Source organism: Mycobacterium canetti CIPT 140010059 (assembly GCF_000253375.1).
Lineage (GTDB): Bacteria > Actinomycetota > Actinomycetes > Mycobacteriales > Mycobacteriaceae > Mycobacterium > Mycobacterium tuberculosis.
The window spans coordinates 3,112,997-3,127,205 of the sequence record NC_015848.1 but is presented as its reverse complement, the minus strand read 5'-3'; the positions used below and the strand labels follow the sequence as shown (position 1 = coordinate 3,127,205).

The following is a 14,209-nucleotide window of genomic DNA, read 5'->3' as shown; positions in this document are numbered from 1 at the left end:
CTAGTTGCGGCCGGCGCTAAGGTGAGCGCCGTGGCCGAGACCGCGCCGCTGCGCGTGCAACTGATCGCCAAGACCGACTTCTTGGCCCCACCCGACGTGCCCTGGACCACCGACGCCGACGGCGGACCCGCGCTGGTCGAGTTCGCCGGCCGGGCCTGCTATCAGAGCTGGTCCAAGCCCAATCCCAAGACCGCCACCAACGCCGGCTACCTCCGGCACATCATCGACGTCGGACATTTCTCGGTGCTAGAGCATGCCAGCGTGTCGTTCTACATCACCGGGATCTCGCGATCGTGCACCCACGAGCTGATCCGCCACCGGCATTTCTCCTACTCGCAGCTCTCCCAGCGCTACGTACCCGAGAAGGACTCGCGGGTCGTCGTGCCGCCCGGCATGGAGGACGACGCCGACCTGCGCCACATCCTGACCGAGGCCGCCGACGCCGCCCGCGCCACCTACAGCGAGCTGCTGGCCAAGCTGGAAGCCAAGTTCGCCGACCAACCCAACGCGATCCTGCGCCGCAAGCAGGCCTGCCAAGCCGCCCGCGCGGTGCTGCCCAACGCCACCGAAACCCGCATCGTGGTGACCGGCAACTACCGGGCCTGGCGGCACTTCATCGCAATGCGGGCCAGCGAGCACGCCGACGTGGAAATCCGGCGACTGGCCATCGAATGCCTGCGCCAGCTCGCCGCCGTGGCCCCCGCGGTGTTCGCCGACTTCGAGGTGACCACCCTGGACGACGGCACCGAGGTGGCGACCAGCCCGTTGGCGACCGAAGCCTGAGGCGGCGTGTCGCTGGACAAACACGCGCGCTCGCGGCCGGGATAAAGCGCCAGGTAACCTTGGGAGCCGTGACCACCGTCGGATTCGACGTCGCAGCGCGCCTAGGAACCCTGCTGACCGCGATGGTGACACCGTTTAGCGGCGATGGCTCCCTGGACACCGCCACCGCGGCGCGGCTGGCCAACCACCTGGTCGATCAGGGGTGCGACGGTCTGGTGGTCTCGGGCACCACCGGCGAGTCGCCGACCACCACCGACGGGGAGAAAATCGAGCTGCTGCGGGCCGTCCTGGAAGCGGTGGGGGACCGGGCTCGTGTTATCGCCGGTGCCGGCACCTATGACACCGCGCACAGCATCCGGCTGGCCAAGGCTTGTGCGGCCGAGGGTGCGCACGGGCTGCTGGTGGTCACGCCCTACTATTCCAAGCCGCCGCAGCGGGGGCTGCAAGCCCATTTCACCGCCGTCGCCGACGCGACCGAGCTGCCGATGCTGCTCTATGACATCCCGGGGCGGTCGGCGGTGCCGATCGAGCCCGACACGATCCGCGCGTTGGCGTCGCATCCGAACATCGTCGGAGTCAAGGACGCCAAAGCCGACCTGCACAGCGGCGCCCAAATCATGGCCGACACCGGACTGGCCTACTATTCCGGCGACGACGCGCTCAACCTGCCCTGGCTGGCCATGGGCGCCACGGGCTTCATCAGCGTGATTGCCCACCTGGCAGCCGGGCAGCTTCGAGAGTTGTTGTCCGCCTTCGGTTCTGGGGATATCGCCACCGCCCGCAAGATCAACATTGCGGTCGCCCCGCTGTGCAACGCGATGAGCCGCCTGGGTGGGGTCACGTTGTCCAAGGCGGGCTTGCGGCTGCAGGGCATCGACGTCGGTGATCCCCGGCTGCCCCAGGTGGCCGCGACACCGGAGCAGATCGACGCGTTGGCCGCCGACATGCGCGCGGCCTCGGTGCTTCGGTGATCTAAAGGTGAGCCAAAGGGTGGCCCAGAAGTGGATGTAGACCTTCCCCCGCCAGGTCCCCTGACCTCCGGCGGGTTGCGGGTCACCGCGCTGGGCGGCATCAACGAAATCGGCCGCAACATGACGGTTTTCGAACACCTGGGCCGACTGTTGATTATCGACTGCGGTGTGTTGTTTCCTGGCCACGACGAGCCCGGTGTCGATCTGATCCTGCCGGACATGCGCCATGTCGAAGACCGGCTTGACGACATCGAGGCGCTGGTGTTGACCCACGGGCACGAGGACCACATCGGGGCGATTCCGTTTCTGCTCAAGCTGCGACCCGACATCCCGGTCGTCGGCTCGAAGTTCACCTTGGCTCTGGTTGCAGAGAAATGTCGTGAGTACCGCATAACACCGGTGTTCGTCGAGGTCCGCGAGGGCCAGAGCACCCGGCACGGCGTGTTTGAGTGCGAGTACTTCGCCGTCAACCATTCCACTCCGGACGCGTTGGCCATCGCGGTGTATACCGGCGCGGGAACCATCCTGCACACCGGCGACATCAAGTTCGACCAATTGCCACCGGACGGCCGTCCCACCGATCTACCGGGCATGTCGCGGCTCGGCGACACCGGCGTGGACCTGTTGCTGTGCGACTCGACGAACGCCGAGATCCCCGGTGTCGGGCCATCGGAAAGCGAAGTGGGCCCAACGCTGCACCGGCTCATCCGGGGTGCCGACGGGCGGGTGATAGTTGCGTGTTTCGCCTCCAACGTGGATCGGGTACAGCAGATCATCGATGCCGCAGTGGCATTGGGCCGGCGAGTGTCGTTCGTCGGCCGATCGATGGTGCGCAACATGCGCGTCGCAAGGCAACTGGGCTTCCTACGAGTGGCTGATTCCGATCTCATCGACATCGCCGCCGCCGAAACGATGGCGCCCGACCAAGTTGTGTTGATCACCACCGGCACCCAAGGCGAGCCGATGTCGGCGTTGTCGCGAATGTCGCGTGGGGAGCATCGCAGCATCACGTTGACTGCTGGTGATCTCATCGTGTTGTCGTCGTCGCTGATCCCCGGCAACGAGGAGGCGGTCTTCGGAGTCATCGATGCACTGTCCAAGATCGGCGCCAGAGTCGTCACCAACGCCCAAGCAAGGGTGCATGTTTCCGGCCACGCGTACGCCGGTGAGCTGCTGTTCCTCTACAACGGGGTGCGGCCGCGCAACGTGATGCCGGTGCACGGAACCTGGCGGATGCTGCGCGCCAATGCCAAGCTGGCCGCCAGTACCGGCGTACCGCAAGAGTCAATTCTGTTGGCCGAGAACGGTGTCAGCGTCGACCTGGTTGCCGGCAAAGCCAGTATCTCCGGTGCGGTGCCGGTGGGCAAGATGTTCGTCGACGGCTTGATCGCCGGCGACGTCGGCGATATAACCCTGGGCGAGCGGCTCATTTTGTCGTCGGGCTTTGTCGCGGTGACCGTCGTGGTCAGACGTGGCACCGGCCAGCCGTTGGCTGCGCCACATCTACACTCGCGGGGTTTCTCCGAAGATCCCAAGGCGCTCGAACCCGCCGTGCGCAAGGTGGAGGCAGAGCTGGAATCGTTGGTGGCCGCCAGCGTCACCGATCCGATCCGGATCGCTCAAGGGGTGCGCCGCACGGTCGGCAAGTGGGTGGGGGAAACCTATCGCCGCCAGCCGATGATTGTGCCGACGGTCATCGAGGTGTAACCGGCTCACTCTTCTCGGCGTAGGCAGACCACTCGATTTGTGATGCGTTGAGGTTGCGGCCGGTGGGCTCGACGTAGCGCTGGACAAGCTCCTCCGGCCCGGCCTGCTCGGTCAGCCGCCAACCGTAGTCGGCGAGAAACCCGGCTACTTCCTCGGGATCTAAGCCGAAGTGCCACAGTTGACGTCGCTGGCGAACCGTGTGGTATAGCGTCCGGGTACCGTAACGGTTGGTGCCGTCAATGAAGTCCCGGCGGACGTAGGTGAATACCATTCGACTGCCCGGTGCGGCCGCGCGTAGGCCCTCCAAGGTCCGCCGGACGGCCCGCTCGGTGAGGTATTGGGTCACACCTTCGCAGACGAAGAACACCCGGTACTCGGTACGGTAGCCGTGCTCGGCCAGAGCGGTGAGCAGGTCGTCATGCTCGAAATCCAATGCAACCAAGCGAACCGACAGCGGCAGTTCACCGAGCACCCGTCGGACCGTCTTGGCCTTGCGGGCGATGTTGACCGGCAGGTCGACCTCGAATACCGGCATCCGCACTCGTCGCGTCAACCGGTAGGCACGGGTGTCCAATCCGGCTCCGAGGATGACAACCGCGTCGATGTCGCCGAGCGCTTCGTCGAGTTTGTCTCCGATGAAGCGTTTACGGCAGGCCAGATTGGCCCACAACCCGCGGCCGGACCACTCCGAGGCGCTAATGAGTAAACGACGCAACACCGCCGACCGGGTTGCACCGGCCAGCCATCGCAATGGCCTGGGCAAAAACAAGTCCGCGAGGTCGTCGTCCACCAGGCGGCGGCCAGGTGGTTCGTTTTGCTCCACGGCCGCCAACACCATCGGGCCGAAGGCGGTCTGCGCAGCGGGATTTCGAGCCATCAGCTACCTCTTGTTCACAAAGCCCGCGTCGACCGGCAAGGTGACGCCGGTGACATAGCGCGCCTCCTCGGACGCCAGCCATGCCACCGCGTTGGCGATGTCGGTTGGCTGCACCAGCTCGAAGGGCAGCGCGTTACCCAGGTTGTGCGGCGCGTCCATGTCAGCAGTGGCTAGCCACTGCTGGAAGAACTCATTGTTGATCATCGGCGTATCGACCCCGCAAGGATGTACCGAGTTAACCCGAATGTTTTGCGGTGCCAGATGGTTCGCGTACGCCCTCATCAGGCCGACGACGCCGTGCTTGGCGGCCGCGTAGCCAAGCGATCCGGGATCACTGCTGCCGATGCCGACCAGTCCCGCGGCCGAGCTGATCAACACGATCGACCCACCGGTGCCCTGCTCGATCAGGGTCGGGATCGCCACCTGTACGGTGTGGAAGACGCCGGTGAGGTTGACGTCGATAACGTCGCGCCAGCCGTCGTCGCCGGCCTGCATCATCGCGATACCGGCATTGGCCACCACGATGTCGAGCCGGCCGAACTCGTCAAGGCCCGCCTGCAATGCGACCGACAGTGATGCGCGATCGCGAACGTCGCCCTGTCTGGCCACGATCCCGCCGCCGGCGTCCTCGACGAGCTCGACGGTGGCCGCCAGGTCGTCGGCGGTGCTCAACGGATAAGGCACGCTGGCGATCTGCTCGCAGATGTCAACCGCGATGATGTTCGCGCCGTCGGCTGCCAGTCGAACCGCGTGTGCGCGGCCCAAGCCGCGCGCGGCGCCGGTGATGAAGGCGACCTTGCCTTCGAGTGGCCGGTCGATCACCGGCGCAGCTGCCCTTTGCTCGGGTCGCCGGCGGGAACCGGCTGCAGCAGTTTGATGTCCGGCGCCCCGACCAGGTGCTCGCCGGCCGCGGTAAACATGGTGGCAACCGCGGGGGCGCCGCTATGGGCCTTGAGCGCCTCGGCATCGGCCCATTGCTCAACGAAGATGAAGGTCTCGCCGGTTTCGTGGAGCGCGTACAACTGGCAGCCGGGTTCGCGGTGCACGTCATCGACCGCGCGGGTGAGGATGTCGCGGACGGTGTCGACCGATTCAGGCTTGGCGGTCAGCGTGGCGACGACGACGACGGGCATGCTGGGGCCTCCTGGAACTCCGCGCGTCGGGCGGCGTGACGCGGCACGATCACTTGTCACCCTACTCAGGAGACCCTGGCAACGAGGCGAGCAGATCGCCGTTACCAGTGTGGCGGATGGTGTAGATGGTGTGATAGCGACTAGGCTTGCCGTTATGTCTAGCAAGACCGTTGCCCGCTCCGGCACTCGAACGAGCAGGTCAAAGGCCACTTCGCGGGGCGCGTCCCGAAGTGCGCGATCGGCCGTGCCCAGAAAGAGGTCGAGGCCCGTCAAAGGGGTCGGCAGACCCTCCCGACGGCACCATCGGTCGCTGCTGGTGTCTACCGGACTCGCCTGCGGCCGGGCCATGCGCGCCGTCTGGATGATGGCGGCCAAGGGCACCGGCGGCGCGGCGCGGTCGATCGGGCGAGCCCGCGACATCGAGCCCGGGCATCGCCGCGACGGAATCGCGCTGGTGCTGCTCGGCCTTGCCGTGGTAGTCGCCGCGAGCTCGTGGTTCGACGCCGCCCGGCCGCTCGGCGCGTGGGTCGACGCCTTGTTGCGGACGTTCATCGGGTCGGCAGTGGTCATGCTCCCGCTGGTTGCCGCCGCCGTGGCCGTGGTGCTGATGCGTACGTCGCCCAACCCCGATTCGCGGCCGCGGCTGATCCTCGGCGCCAGCCTGATCGGCTTGTCGTTTCTCGGCTTGTGCCACCTGTGGGCGGGCTCACCCGAGGCCCCGGAGTCGCGTTTGCGCGCCGCGGGGTTCATCGGTTTCGCGATCGGCGGGCCGCTCTCGGACGGGTTGACCGCCTGGATCGCCGCGCCGCTGTTATTCATCGGCGCGCTGTTCGGATTGCTCCTGCTGGCCGGGATCACGATCCGAGAGGTGCCAGATGCCATGCGCGCCATGTTCGGCACCCGGCTGTTGCCACGGGAATACGCCGACGACTTCGAGGACTTCGCGGACTTCGATGGTGACGACGCGGACACCGTCGAAGTCGCCCGCCAGGACTTCTCCGACGGTTACTACGACGAGGTGCCCCTGTGCTCCGACGACGGGCCACCGGCCTGGCCGTCGGCCGAGGTTCCGCAGGATGACACTGCGACGATACCGGAAGCCTCCGCCGGTCGGGGCTCCGGAAGACGCGGCCGCCGCAAAGATACCCAAGTGCTGGACCGGATCGTCGAGGGTCCCTACACGCTGCCGTCGCTGGACCTGCTGATATCCGGTGATCCGCCCAAGAAACGCAGTGCGGCCAACACCCACATGGCCGGCGCCATCGGTGAGGTGCTGACCCAGTTCAAGGTCGACGCGGCCGTCACGGGCTGCACCCGCGGGCCCACCGTCACCCGCTACGAGGTCGAACTGGGGCCCGGCGTCAAGGTCGAGAAGATCACCGCGCTGCAGCGCAACATCGCCTACGCGGTGGCTACCGAGAGCGTGCGCATGCTGGCACCGATCCCCGGCAAGTCCGCCGTCGGCATCGAGGTACCCAACACCGACCGGGAAATGGTGCGGTTGGCCGACGTGCTCACCGCACGAGAGACCCGTCGCGACCATCATCCGTTGGTGATCGGGCTGGGCAAGGACATCGAAGGCGACTTCATCTCGGCCAACCTGGCCAAGATGCCGCACCTGCTGGTGGCCGGCTCGACGGGCTCGGGAAAGTCCAGCTTCGTCAACTCCATGCTGGTGTCGCTGTTGACCCGGGCCACCCCGGAAGAGGTCAGGATGATCCTGATCGACCCGAAGATGGTGGAACTGACGCCGTATGAAGGCATTCCGCATCTGATCACGCCGATCATCACCCAGCCGAAGAAGGCCGCGGCCGCGCTGGCCTGGCTGGTCGACGAGATGGAGCAGCGCTACCAGGACATGCAGGCCTCCCGGGTGCGCCACATCGACGACTTCAACGACAAGGTGCGATCCGGGGCCATCACCGCGCCGCTGGGCAGCCAGCGCGAGTATCGGCCCTACCCCTACGTGGTGGCCATCGTCGACGAGTTGGCCGACCTCATGATGACCGCGCCGCGTGACGTCGAGGACGCCATCGTGCGGATCACCCAGAAAGCCCGCGCCGCCGGCATCCACCTGGTGCTGGCCACCCAGCGCCCGTCGGTCGACGTGGTCACCGGGCTGATCAAGACCAACGTGCCGTCCCGGCTGGCGTTTGCCACCTCGTCGCTGACCGACAGCCGGGTGATCCTGGACCAGGCGGGCGCGGAAAAGCTGATCGGCATGGGCGACGGCCTGTTCTTGCCGATGGGTGCGAGCAAACCCCTCCGGCTGCAGGGCGCTTACGTCTCCGACGAAGAGATCCACGCCGTCGTCACCGCCTGCAAGGAACAGGCCGAACCCGAATACACCGAGGGCGTCACCACGGCTAAACCCACCGCGGAGCGCACCGACGTCGACCCCGACATCGGCGACGACATGGACGTCTTCCTGCAGGCCGTGGAACTGGTGGTGTCCAGCCAGTTCGGGTCGACGTCGATGCTGCAGCGCAAGCTGCGGGTCGGCTTCGCCAAAGCGGGCCGTTTGATGGACCTGATGGAGACCCGCGGCATCGTCGGGCCCAGCGAAGGCTCGAAGGCCCGTGAGGTGCTGGTCAAGCCCGACGAGTTGGCGGGCACACTGGCCGCGATCCGGGGTGACGGCGGCGAGTAGCCCGGCGAGCAGACGCAAAATCGCCCATTTCGTGCCGAAATGAGGCGATTTTGCGTCTGCTCGCCGGGCTACAGCACCAGCAGCATCCGGGAGTTGCCGAGGATGTTGGGCTTGACGTAGCTCAGGTCCAGGAATTCGGCGACCCCGATGTCATAGGAGCGGCACATCTCGTCGAACACCTCGGCGGTGACCGGGGTGCCCTCGATCTCGGTGAATCCGTGCCGGGCGAAGAACTCGGTCTCAAAGGTCAACACGAACACGCGCTGCAGCTGCAGATCGCGGGCGACCTGCAGTAGCCGATCGACGATTGCGTGGCCGATACCGTGGCCGGTCATGGCCGGGTCGACAGCGACGGTGCGGATTTCGCCGAGATCCGACCACAACACGTGCAATGCACCGCAACCGACGACTTTGCCATAGAGGTCCGGGTGCTCGGCCACCCAGAATTCCTGAACCGCTTCATAGAGTGTCACGAGATTCTTTTCCAGCAAGATCTTTCCGGCATAGGTGTCGACGAGTTGTTTGATCGCGGGCACATCGGAGGTTCGCGCGCGCCGGACCACCGGCCGGCAATCCCGTGGACGTTCGGTCACGTGTGAAACAGTATCGACATCAAGGGTCGCATGAGCAGGTCAACCCGTTATTCTGTTGCCGTGTCGGCGCAGCCTGAAACGGGTCAGATAGCAGGCCGCGCCCGCATTGCCAACCTCGCCAATATCCTGACGCTGTTGCGGCTGGTGATGGTCCCGGTCTTCCTGCTGGCCTTGTTCTATGGCGGCGGCCACCACTCCGCGGCCCGCGTAGTGGCGTGGGCGATATTTGCAACCGCCTGCATTACCGATCGATTCGACGGCCTGCTGGCTCGCAATTACGGGATGGCAACCGAATTCGGTGCGTTTGTCGATCCGATCGCGGACAAGACTCTGATCGGCTCGGCGCTGATCGGATTGTCGATGCTCGGCGACTTGCCGTGGTGGGTCACGGTGCTAATCCTGACCCGCGAACTCGGAGTGACCGTTTTGAGGTTGGCGGTTATTAGGCGCGGTGTCATTCCCGCGAGCTGGGGCGGCAAGCTGAAGACCTTTGTCCAGGCGGTGGCAATTGGCTTATTCGTGTTGCCACTTTCGGGTCCGCTGCACGTTGCGGCGGTGGTAGTGATGGCCGCCGCGATCCTGCTCACCGTGATCACTGGTGTCGATTACGTGGCCAGGGCTCTGCGGGACATCGGGGGGATCCGCCAGACCGCCAGCTGATTGCGGGAACCAACCCCACCGCCGGCGGCGTTCACCTGATGACGATTGCGAGGTGGACAAGGAGTTTTTGATGGCGGCTTTGGTGCGTGAGGTCGTTGGTGACGTGCTGCGCGGAGCGCGGATGTCGCAGGGTCGGACGCTGCGCGAGGTGTCCGATTCGGCGCGGGTGAGCCTCGGGTATCTGTCGGAGATCGAGCGCGGTCGCAAGGAGCCTTCCAGCGAGCTGCTCAGTGCGATTTGTACGGCTCTGCAGCTCCCGTTGTCGGTGGTGCTCATCGATGCGGGCGAGCGGATGGCGCGTCAAGAGCGCCTTGCCCGCGCCACCCCGGCTGGCAGAGCAACCGGCGCCACCATTGACGCCAGCACCAAGGTCGTCATTGCGCCGGTGGTGTCGCTGGCGGTGGCCTAAGGGTCGCCGGTCGGTCCGGGTCGACAAGATGCGCGCCATGGGTGGGGCAATGCGCGCTGACCCGATAAATTGAGCGACAGGGCGCTGAGACCATCTGGCGCACACAAGAAGCGAAGGCGGAGCTAACTGATGGCCAATCCGTTCGTTAAAGCCTGGAAGTACCTCATGGCGCTGTTCAGCTCGAAGATCGACGAGCATGCCGACCCCAAGGTGCAGATTCAACAGGCCATTGAGGAAGCACAGCGCACCCACCAAGCGCTGACTCAACAGGCGGCGCAAGTGATCGGTAACCAGCGTCAATTGGAGATGCGACTCAACCGACAGCTGGCGGACATCGAAAAGCTTCAGGTCAATGTGCGCCAAGCCCTGACGCTGGCCGACCAGGCCACCGCCGCCGGAGACGCTGCCAAGGCCACCGAATACAACAACGCCGCCGAGGCGTTCGCAGCCCAGCTGGTGACCGCCGAGCAGAGCGTCGAAGACCTCAAGACGCTGCATGACCAGGCGCTTAGCGCCGCAGCTCAGGCCAAGAAGGCCGTCGAACGAAATGCGATGGTGCTGCAGCAGAAGATCGCCGAGCGAACCAAGCTGCTCAGCCAGCTCGAGCAGGCGAAGATGCAGGAGCAGGTCAGCGCATCGTTGCGGTCGATGAGTGAGCTCGCCGCGCCAGGCAACACGCCGAGCCTCGACGAGGTGCGCGACAAGATCGAGCGTCGCTACGCCAACGCGATCGGTTCGGCTGAACTTGCCGAGAGTTCGGTGCAGGGCCGGATGCTCGAGGTGGAGCAGGCCGGGATCCAGATGGCCGGTCATTCACGGTTGGAACAGATCCGCGCATCGATGCGCGGTGAAGCGTTGCCGGCCGGCGGGACCACGGCTACCCCCAGACCGGCCACCGAGACTTCTGGCGGGGCTATTGCCGAGCAGCCCTACGGTCAGTAGTTGGGCAGACGGTTCGGCATGGCAGTGAAAGCGGGTCAGCGCCGGCCGTGGCGTTCGTTGCTGCAGCGCGGCGTGGATACCGCCGGTGATTTGGCCGACCTGGTAGCACAAAAGATCAGCGTCGCCATCGATCCGCGTGCCCGGCTGCTGCGCCGCCGCCGCCGTGCATTGCGCTGGGGTCTGGTATTCACCGCAGGCTGTCTGCTCTGGGGGTTGGTGACGGCGCTGTTGGCGGCCTGGGGCTGGTTTACGTCGCTGCTGGTGATTACCGGCACGATTGCGGTCACGCAGGCCATTCCGGCGACGCTATTGCTGCTTCGCTACCGCTGGCTGCGCTCGGAGCCACTGCCGGTGCGGCGGCCCGCAAGTGTGCGCCGGCTGCCACCACCGGGCTCGGCCGCGCGACCCGCGATGTCGGCGCTGGGCGCCTCCGAACGCGGGTTCTTCTCGCTGTTGGGTGTCATGGAGCGGGGCGCCATGTTGCCGGCGGACGAGATCCGCGACCTAACGGCCGCGGCCAACCAGACTTCGGCGGCGATGGTGGCGACCGCGGCCGAGGTGGTCTCGATGGAGCGGGCCGTGCAATGCTCGGCGGCGTCGCGGTCGTATCTGGTGCCGACCATCAACGCGTTTACCGCGCAGCTGAGCACCGGCGTCCGTCAGTACAACGAAATGGTCACCGCCGCAGCGCAATTGGTTTCCTCGGCGAACGGCGCGGGTGGGGCTGGGCCCGGACAACAGCGCTACCGCGAGGAGTTGGCCGGCGCCACCGATCGCCTGGTCGCTTGGGCGCAGGCGTTTGACGAGCTCGGCGGATTGCCCCGGCGTTAGTCGTTCGGGTCCGGCCGTGGCCCGTAGCGTTCGATATACGCCCGGTGAATGTGGGCGTCGCGTTGGCGGGCGTGCTCGTCGACGAGCTCGGGGTCAAGATTGTGCACGCGCAGCATGTGCCGGCGCCATACCTTGTTCAGCGCATGCGAGAAATACACGAACGGGATGAGAATCGGCAACGTCATGCTCAAGTGGACGTCCAGCGACGTCGGGATCAGCCAGAACGGGGCCAGCACCAGCACCGCCGGAACCGCGACGCGGATCATCATCCGGATGGCCGCACCCTTGCCGGCCAGATCGTTGCGCACCCAGTCTCGCATCGAGTCCGGCAGCCGCGCCCCGTAGCAATAGCGGATGTACTGCCACGGGTTGGGCCGCGGGCGGATTGCGTTGTCGCTCATTCGCTACAGGGTAGCCCGCGGCGACGAGAACGCCGACGCGGTCAGACCGCGCACCAGCGCCTTGGACGCCGAAGTGGTAATGCCATAGCGTGCCCGTTGTACCTCGAAAATGCCGCAGGCCCAGAACCGGATACGAAGCGGGCCGAAGGTCGGCGTTTCGGTGCGTTCGGTGGCGGGGATCTGCGGTGGATGGCCGACCGGGTGCCGCGCCAAGGCAGCGGCCGGCGCGGGTTAGGTAGCCGATCCGGTGCGGGTGTGCCACAAGGCGCTGACGCACGCGGTTGGCGGCATACGGCGGACGGAGTTCCACGAGTTGGTCAGCCCGCGATTCGGCGCGGCGTACCGGGCTTTTGGTGCTGGTTGGACCATGTGCTGACCGGTTTCGGTGGGCGCAATGCCATCTGCGCGATCGAGGACGGGGTTGAGCCCCGCGTCGCGTGGTGGGCGTTGTGCACCGATTTCGACGTGCCTCGGTCGATGGGCCGCCGCACGCCCGGTGGCTGAGGCCAAGCTGCGGCTAAGCTGGCTCAGCTAGGCAGCAATCCGTTCTCGCCGTTCTGGCCCTCCAGCAGCCCGCCGGCGCCACCGACGCCGACGCTGCCAGTCCCGGCTTTGCCAAATGCGGCGTTGCCGCCGTTGCCGCCCTGGCCCGTCAGCCAGGCGTTGCCGCCGTTACCGCCGCTACCACCCTTTCCTGCTATCGTGGCACCGCCGTCGCCGCCGTTGCCGCCCTCGCCGACCAACCCGGCCTTGCCGCCCACGCCGCCGTTTCCGCCGTCGCCGTTGTCGCTCTCCCCGCCGGCGCCGCCGGCGCCGCCGGAACCGTAGAACGTGCCGGCGTTACCGCCGGCCCCGCCGCGACCACCACTTTGGGTACCGGTGCCGCCGCTGCCGCCGGCGCCGCCAGAACCGACCATCCCGCCGATACCGCCGTCGCCGCCGTCGCCGCCGAACCCTCCGAACCCGCCGGCTCCGCCGGCCCCACCGGTGCCGTATAGCAGGCCGGCATTACCGCCGTGACCACCGTGGCCAGCGACAGTGGCGACTCCGCCTGCACCGCCGGCCCCGCCCGAGCCGAAGACCGTGCCGCCGGCGCCGCCCGCGCCGCCGTCGCCGCCGGCAGCACTGCCGAAGCCACCGTGCCCGCCGGCCCCGCCGACGCCAAACAGCCCGCCGCTGCCGCCGTCGCCGCCGGTCCCACCGGTGTCGCCGAAGCCACCGACGCCGCCCGAGCCGCCGCCCGGGCCGAACAGCCCGCCGGCCCCGCCAGCCCCGCCGGTCCCACCGGTGTCGCCGAAGCCGCCGGCGCCGCCGGCACCGCCGGCGCCGAACAGCCCACCGACCCCGCCCGCACCGCCGTTGCCACCGGCGGCCTGGGCTCCGCCGCCGAGGGCGGCGCCGCCTACGCCGCCGGCCCCGCCCGCGCCGAACAGCCCACCGGCGCCGCCGGCCCCGCCGGCACCCCCAGCGGCATCAAGAAAGGTGGTGAACCCGCCGTTGCCACCGGTCCCCGCGGTGCCCCAGATCAGCCCACCGGCGCCGCCGTTTCCGCCGGCGCCGCCGTTGCCGGCTTGGTTGGACGCGCCGGCACCGCCGGCCCCGCCGTTGCCAAACAATCCGGCAGCTCCTCCGTTACCGCCCTTCTGGCCGGAGCCGGCCAGCCCTGATCCCCCGTTACCGCCGCTGCCGTACAAGAGCCCGCCGGCCCCGCCGTCTTGTCCGGTCCCCGGTTTACCGTTGGCGCCGTTGCCGATCAGGGGGCGGCCGAGCGCGCTTCTGAAGGGCGCATTTATCACATCGACTAGTTGCTGAAGCGGTGTCACGGCGGCGGCTTCAGCGGAGGCATACGAGTACGCGCCCGCGGTCAAGGCCTGCACAAATTGCTGATGAAACGCCGATGCCTGCACGCTGAGGGCCTGATATGCCTGGCCATGCAACCCGAACAGCGCCGCGACGGCTATCGACACCTCATCGGCGCCCGCGGCCAGGATCGCGACCGTGGGGGCTGATGCGGCGGCACTGGCCGCGCTCACTGTCGAGCCGATGCTCGCCAAGTCCATTGCTGCCGCCGTTAAAAACTCCGGTGCCGCGATCACAAATGACATCTGAGACCTCCAAACACGCCACAGCCTGTCGCGTCGGCCCAAAATCGCCAGCTCACCCTCAAGACTGTGCATGGGGATCGTATAGCGGCCGAGGCGATGCATTTGCGGTTTCGCCCACACTTCGCATCTTTGCTGGCCCGCCGCGCA

At 67.0% G+C, this 14,209-nt stretch carries 15 protein-coding genes and 1 pseudogene; 9 read left to right on the top strand and 7 right to left on the bottom strand.

What is annotated here, in order from left to right:
- Positions 1 to 30: 30 nt before the first annotated feature.
- The 3 genes from thyX (at position 31) to rnj (ending at position 3,461) form a co-directional block, all read left to right on the top strand.
- Positions 31 to 783 (top strand): FAD-dependent thymidylate synthase, encoded by a 753-nt coding sequence (thyX, locus tag MCAN_RS14590; RefSeq protein WP_014001406.1) that lies wholly within the window; start codon positions 31 to 33, stop codon positions 781 to 783.
- A 68-nt stretch (positions 784 to 851) separates the two neighbouring features.
- Positions 852 to 1,754: a 4-hydroxy-tetrahydrodipicolinate synthase gene (gene dapA, locus MCAN_RS14585; protein ID WP_003900564.1), complete on the top strand. Its 903-nt coding sequence runs from the start codon at positions 852 to 854 to the stop codon at positions 1,752 to 1,754.
- A gap of 30 nt (positions 1,755 to 1,784) precedes the next feature.
- A complete protein-coding gene (rnj, locus tag MCAN_RS14580; RefSeq protein ID WP_014001405.1) occupies positions 1,785 to 3,461 on the top strand; it encodes a ribonuclease J in 1,677 nt (558 codons plus the stop codon).
- Here the strand turns inward: rnj and MCAN_RS14575 are convergent.
- Genes MCAN_RS14575 through MCAN_RS14565 form a run of 3 tightly spaced genes read right to left on the bottom strand, consistent with a single transcriptional unit; the run spans position 3,448 to position 5,471 of the window.
- Positions 3,448 to 4,338, bottom strand: a complete 891-nt coding sequence (locus tag MCAN_RS14575; protein WP_003899463.1) for a class I SAM-dependent methyltransferase — start codon at positions 4,336 to 4,338, stop codon at positions 3,448 to 3,450. The two genes, rnj and MCAN_RS14575, sit on opposite strands and share 14 nt — an antisense overlap.
- Positions 4,339 to 4,341: 3 nt before the next feature.
- Positions 4,342 to 5,160, bottom strand: coding sequence for an Rv2750 family mycofactocin-dependent SDR oxidoreductase (locus MCAN_RS14570; protein WP_014001404.1), 819 nt, complete (start codon positions 5,158 to 5,160; stop codon positions 4,342 to 4,344).
- The gene (locus tag MCAN_RS14565; protein ID WP_003414042.1) at positions 5,157 to 5,471 is read right to left on the bottom strand and encodes a putative quinol monooxygenase; all 315 of its coding nucleotides are present in this window, start codon (positions 5,469 to 5,471) and stop codon (positions 5,157 to 5,159) included. Before MCAN_RS14565 ends, MCAN_RS14570 begins: the two co-directional genes overlap by 4 nt.
- Between MCAN_RS14565 and MCAN_RS14560 the strand changes: the two genes are divergently transcribed.
- Positions 5,470 to 8,121 carry a DNA translocase FtsK gene (locus MCAN_RS14560; RefSeq protein ID WP_003414040.1) on the top strand — a complete coding sequence of 884 codons (2,652 nt, stop codon included), beginning with the start codon at positions 5,470 to 5,472 and terminating at the stop codon, positions 8,119 to 8,121. The two genes, MCAN_RS14565 and MCAN_RS14560, sit on opposite strands and share 2 nt — an antisense overlap.
- A 68-nt stretch (positions 8,122 to 8,189) precedes the next feature.
- On the opposite strand, the gene MCAN_RS14555 is transcribed toward MCAN_RS14560, so the two are convergent.
- Positions 8,190 to 8,714 (bottom strand): amino-acid N-acetyltransferase, encoded by a 525-nt coding sequence (locus tag MCAN_RS14555; RefSeq protein WP_003414037.1) that lies wholly within the window; start codon positions 8,712 to 8,714, stop codon positions 8,190 to 8,192.
- 60 nt (positions 8,715 to 8,774) lie between these two features.
- Here MCAN_RS14555 and pgsA point away from each other — a divergent pair, with 60 nt between their 5' ends.
- From pgsA to pspM, 4 genes are all read left to right on the top strand, one after another.
- Positions 8,775 to 9,374 carry a CDP-diacylglycerol--glycerol-3-phosphate 3-phosphatidyltransferase gene (gene pgsA / locus MCAN_RS14550; RefSeq protein ID WP_003911983.1) on the top strand — a complete coding sequence of 200 codons (600 nt, stop codon included), beginning with the start codon at positions 8,775 to 8,777 and terminating at the stop codon, positions 9,372 to 9,374.
- 70 nt (positions 9,375 to 9,444) lie between these two features.
- Positions 9,445 to 9,783 carry a transcriptional regulator ClgR gene (gene clgR, locus MCAN_RS14545; protein WP_003414032.1) on the top strand — a complete coding sequence of 113 codons (339 nt, stop codon included), beginning with the start codon at positions 9,445 to 9,447 and terminating at the stop codon, positions 9,781 to 9,783.
- Positions 9,784 to 9,912: 129 nt separating this feature from the next.
- Entirely contained in the window at positions 9,913 to 10,725 is an 813-nt protein-coding gene (pspA, locus tag MCAN_RS14540) for a phage shock protein PspA (protein ID WP_003414030.1), read from the top strand.
- 18 nt (positions 10,726 to 10,743) lie between these two features.
- On the top strand, positions 10,744 to 11,556 hold the full coding sequence (gene pspM / locus MCAN_RS14535; RefSeq protein ID WP_003414026.1) for a phage shock envelope stress response protein PspM: 813 nt from the start codon (positions 10,744 to 10,746) through the stop codon (positions 11,554 to 11,556).
- Here pspM and MCAN_RS23170 read toward each other — a convergent pair.
- Together MCAN_RS23170 and MCAN_RS23165 are read right to left on the bottom strand one after the other, a co-directional pair.
- The gene (locus MCAN_RS23170; RefSeq protein ID WP_003912838.1) at positions 11,553 to 11,957 is read right to left on the bottom strand and encodes a DUF5313 domain-containing protein; all 405 of its coding nucleotides are present in this window, start codon (positions 11,955 to 11,957) and stop codon (positions 11,553 to 11,555) included. The genes pspM and MCAN_RS23170 overlap by 4 nt on opposite strands.
- Before the next feature lie 3 nt (positions 11,958 to 11,960).
- Entirely contained in the window at positions 11,961 to 12,170 is a 210-nt protein-coding gene (locus tag MCAN_RS23165) for a limonene-1,2-epoxide hydrolase family protein (protein ID WP_003918495.1), read from the bottom strand.
- 76 nt (positions 12,171 to 12,246) lie between these two features.
- On the opposite strand from MCAN_RS23165, the pseudogene MCAN_RS23160 reads away from it, so the two are divergent.
- A pseudogene (locus MCAN_RS23160) lies at positions 12,247 to 12,461 on the top strand (DUF3046 domain-containing protein).
- Positions 12,462 to 12,484: 23 nt separating this feature from the next.
- Here the strand turns inward: MCAN_RS23160 and MCAN_RS14525 are convergent.
- On the bottom strand, positions 12,485 to 14,062 hold the full coding sequence (locus tag MCAN_RS14525) for a PE family protein (protein ID WP_014001403.1): 1,578 nt from the start codon (positions 14,060 to 14,062) through the stop codon (positions 12,485 to 12,487).
- Positions 14,063 to 14,209 lie beyond the last annotated feature (147 nt).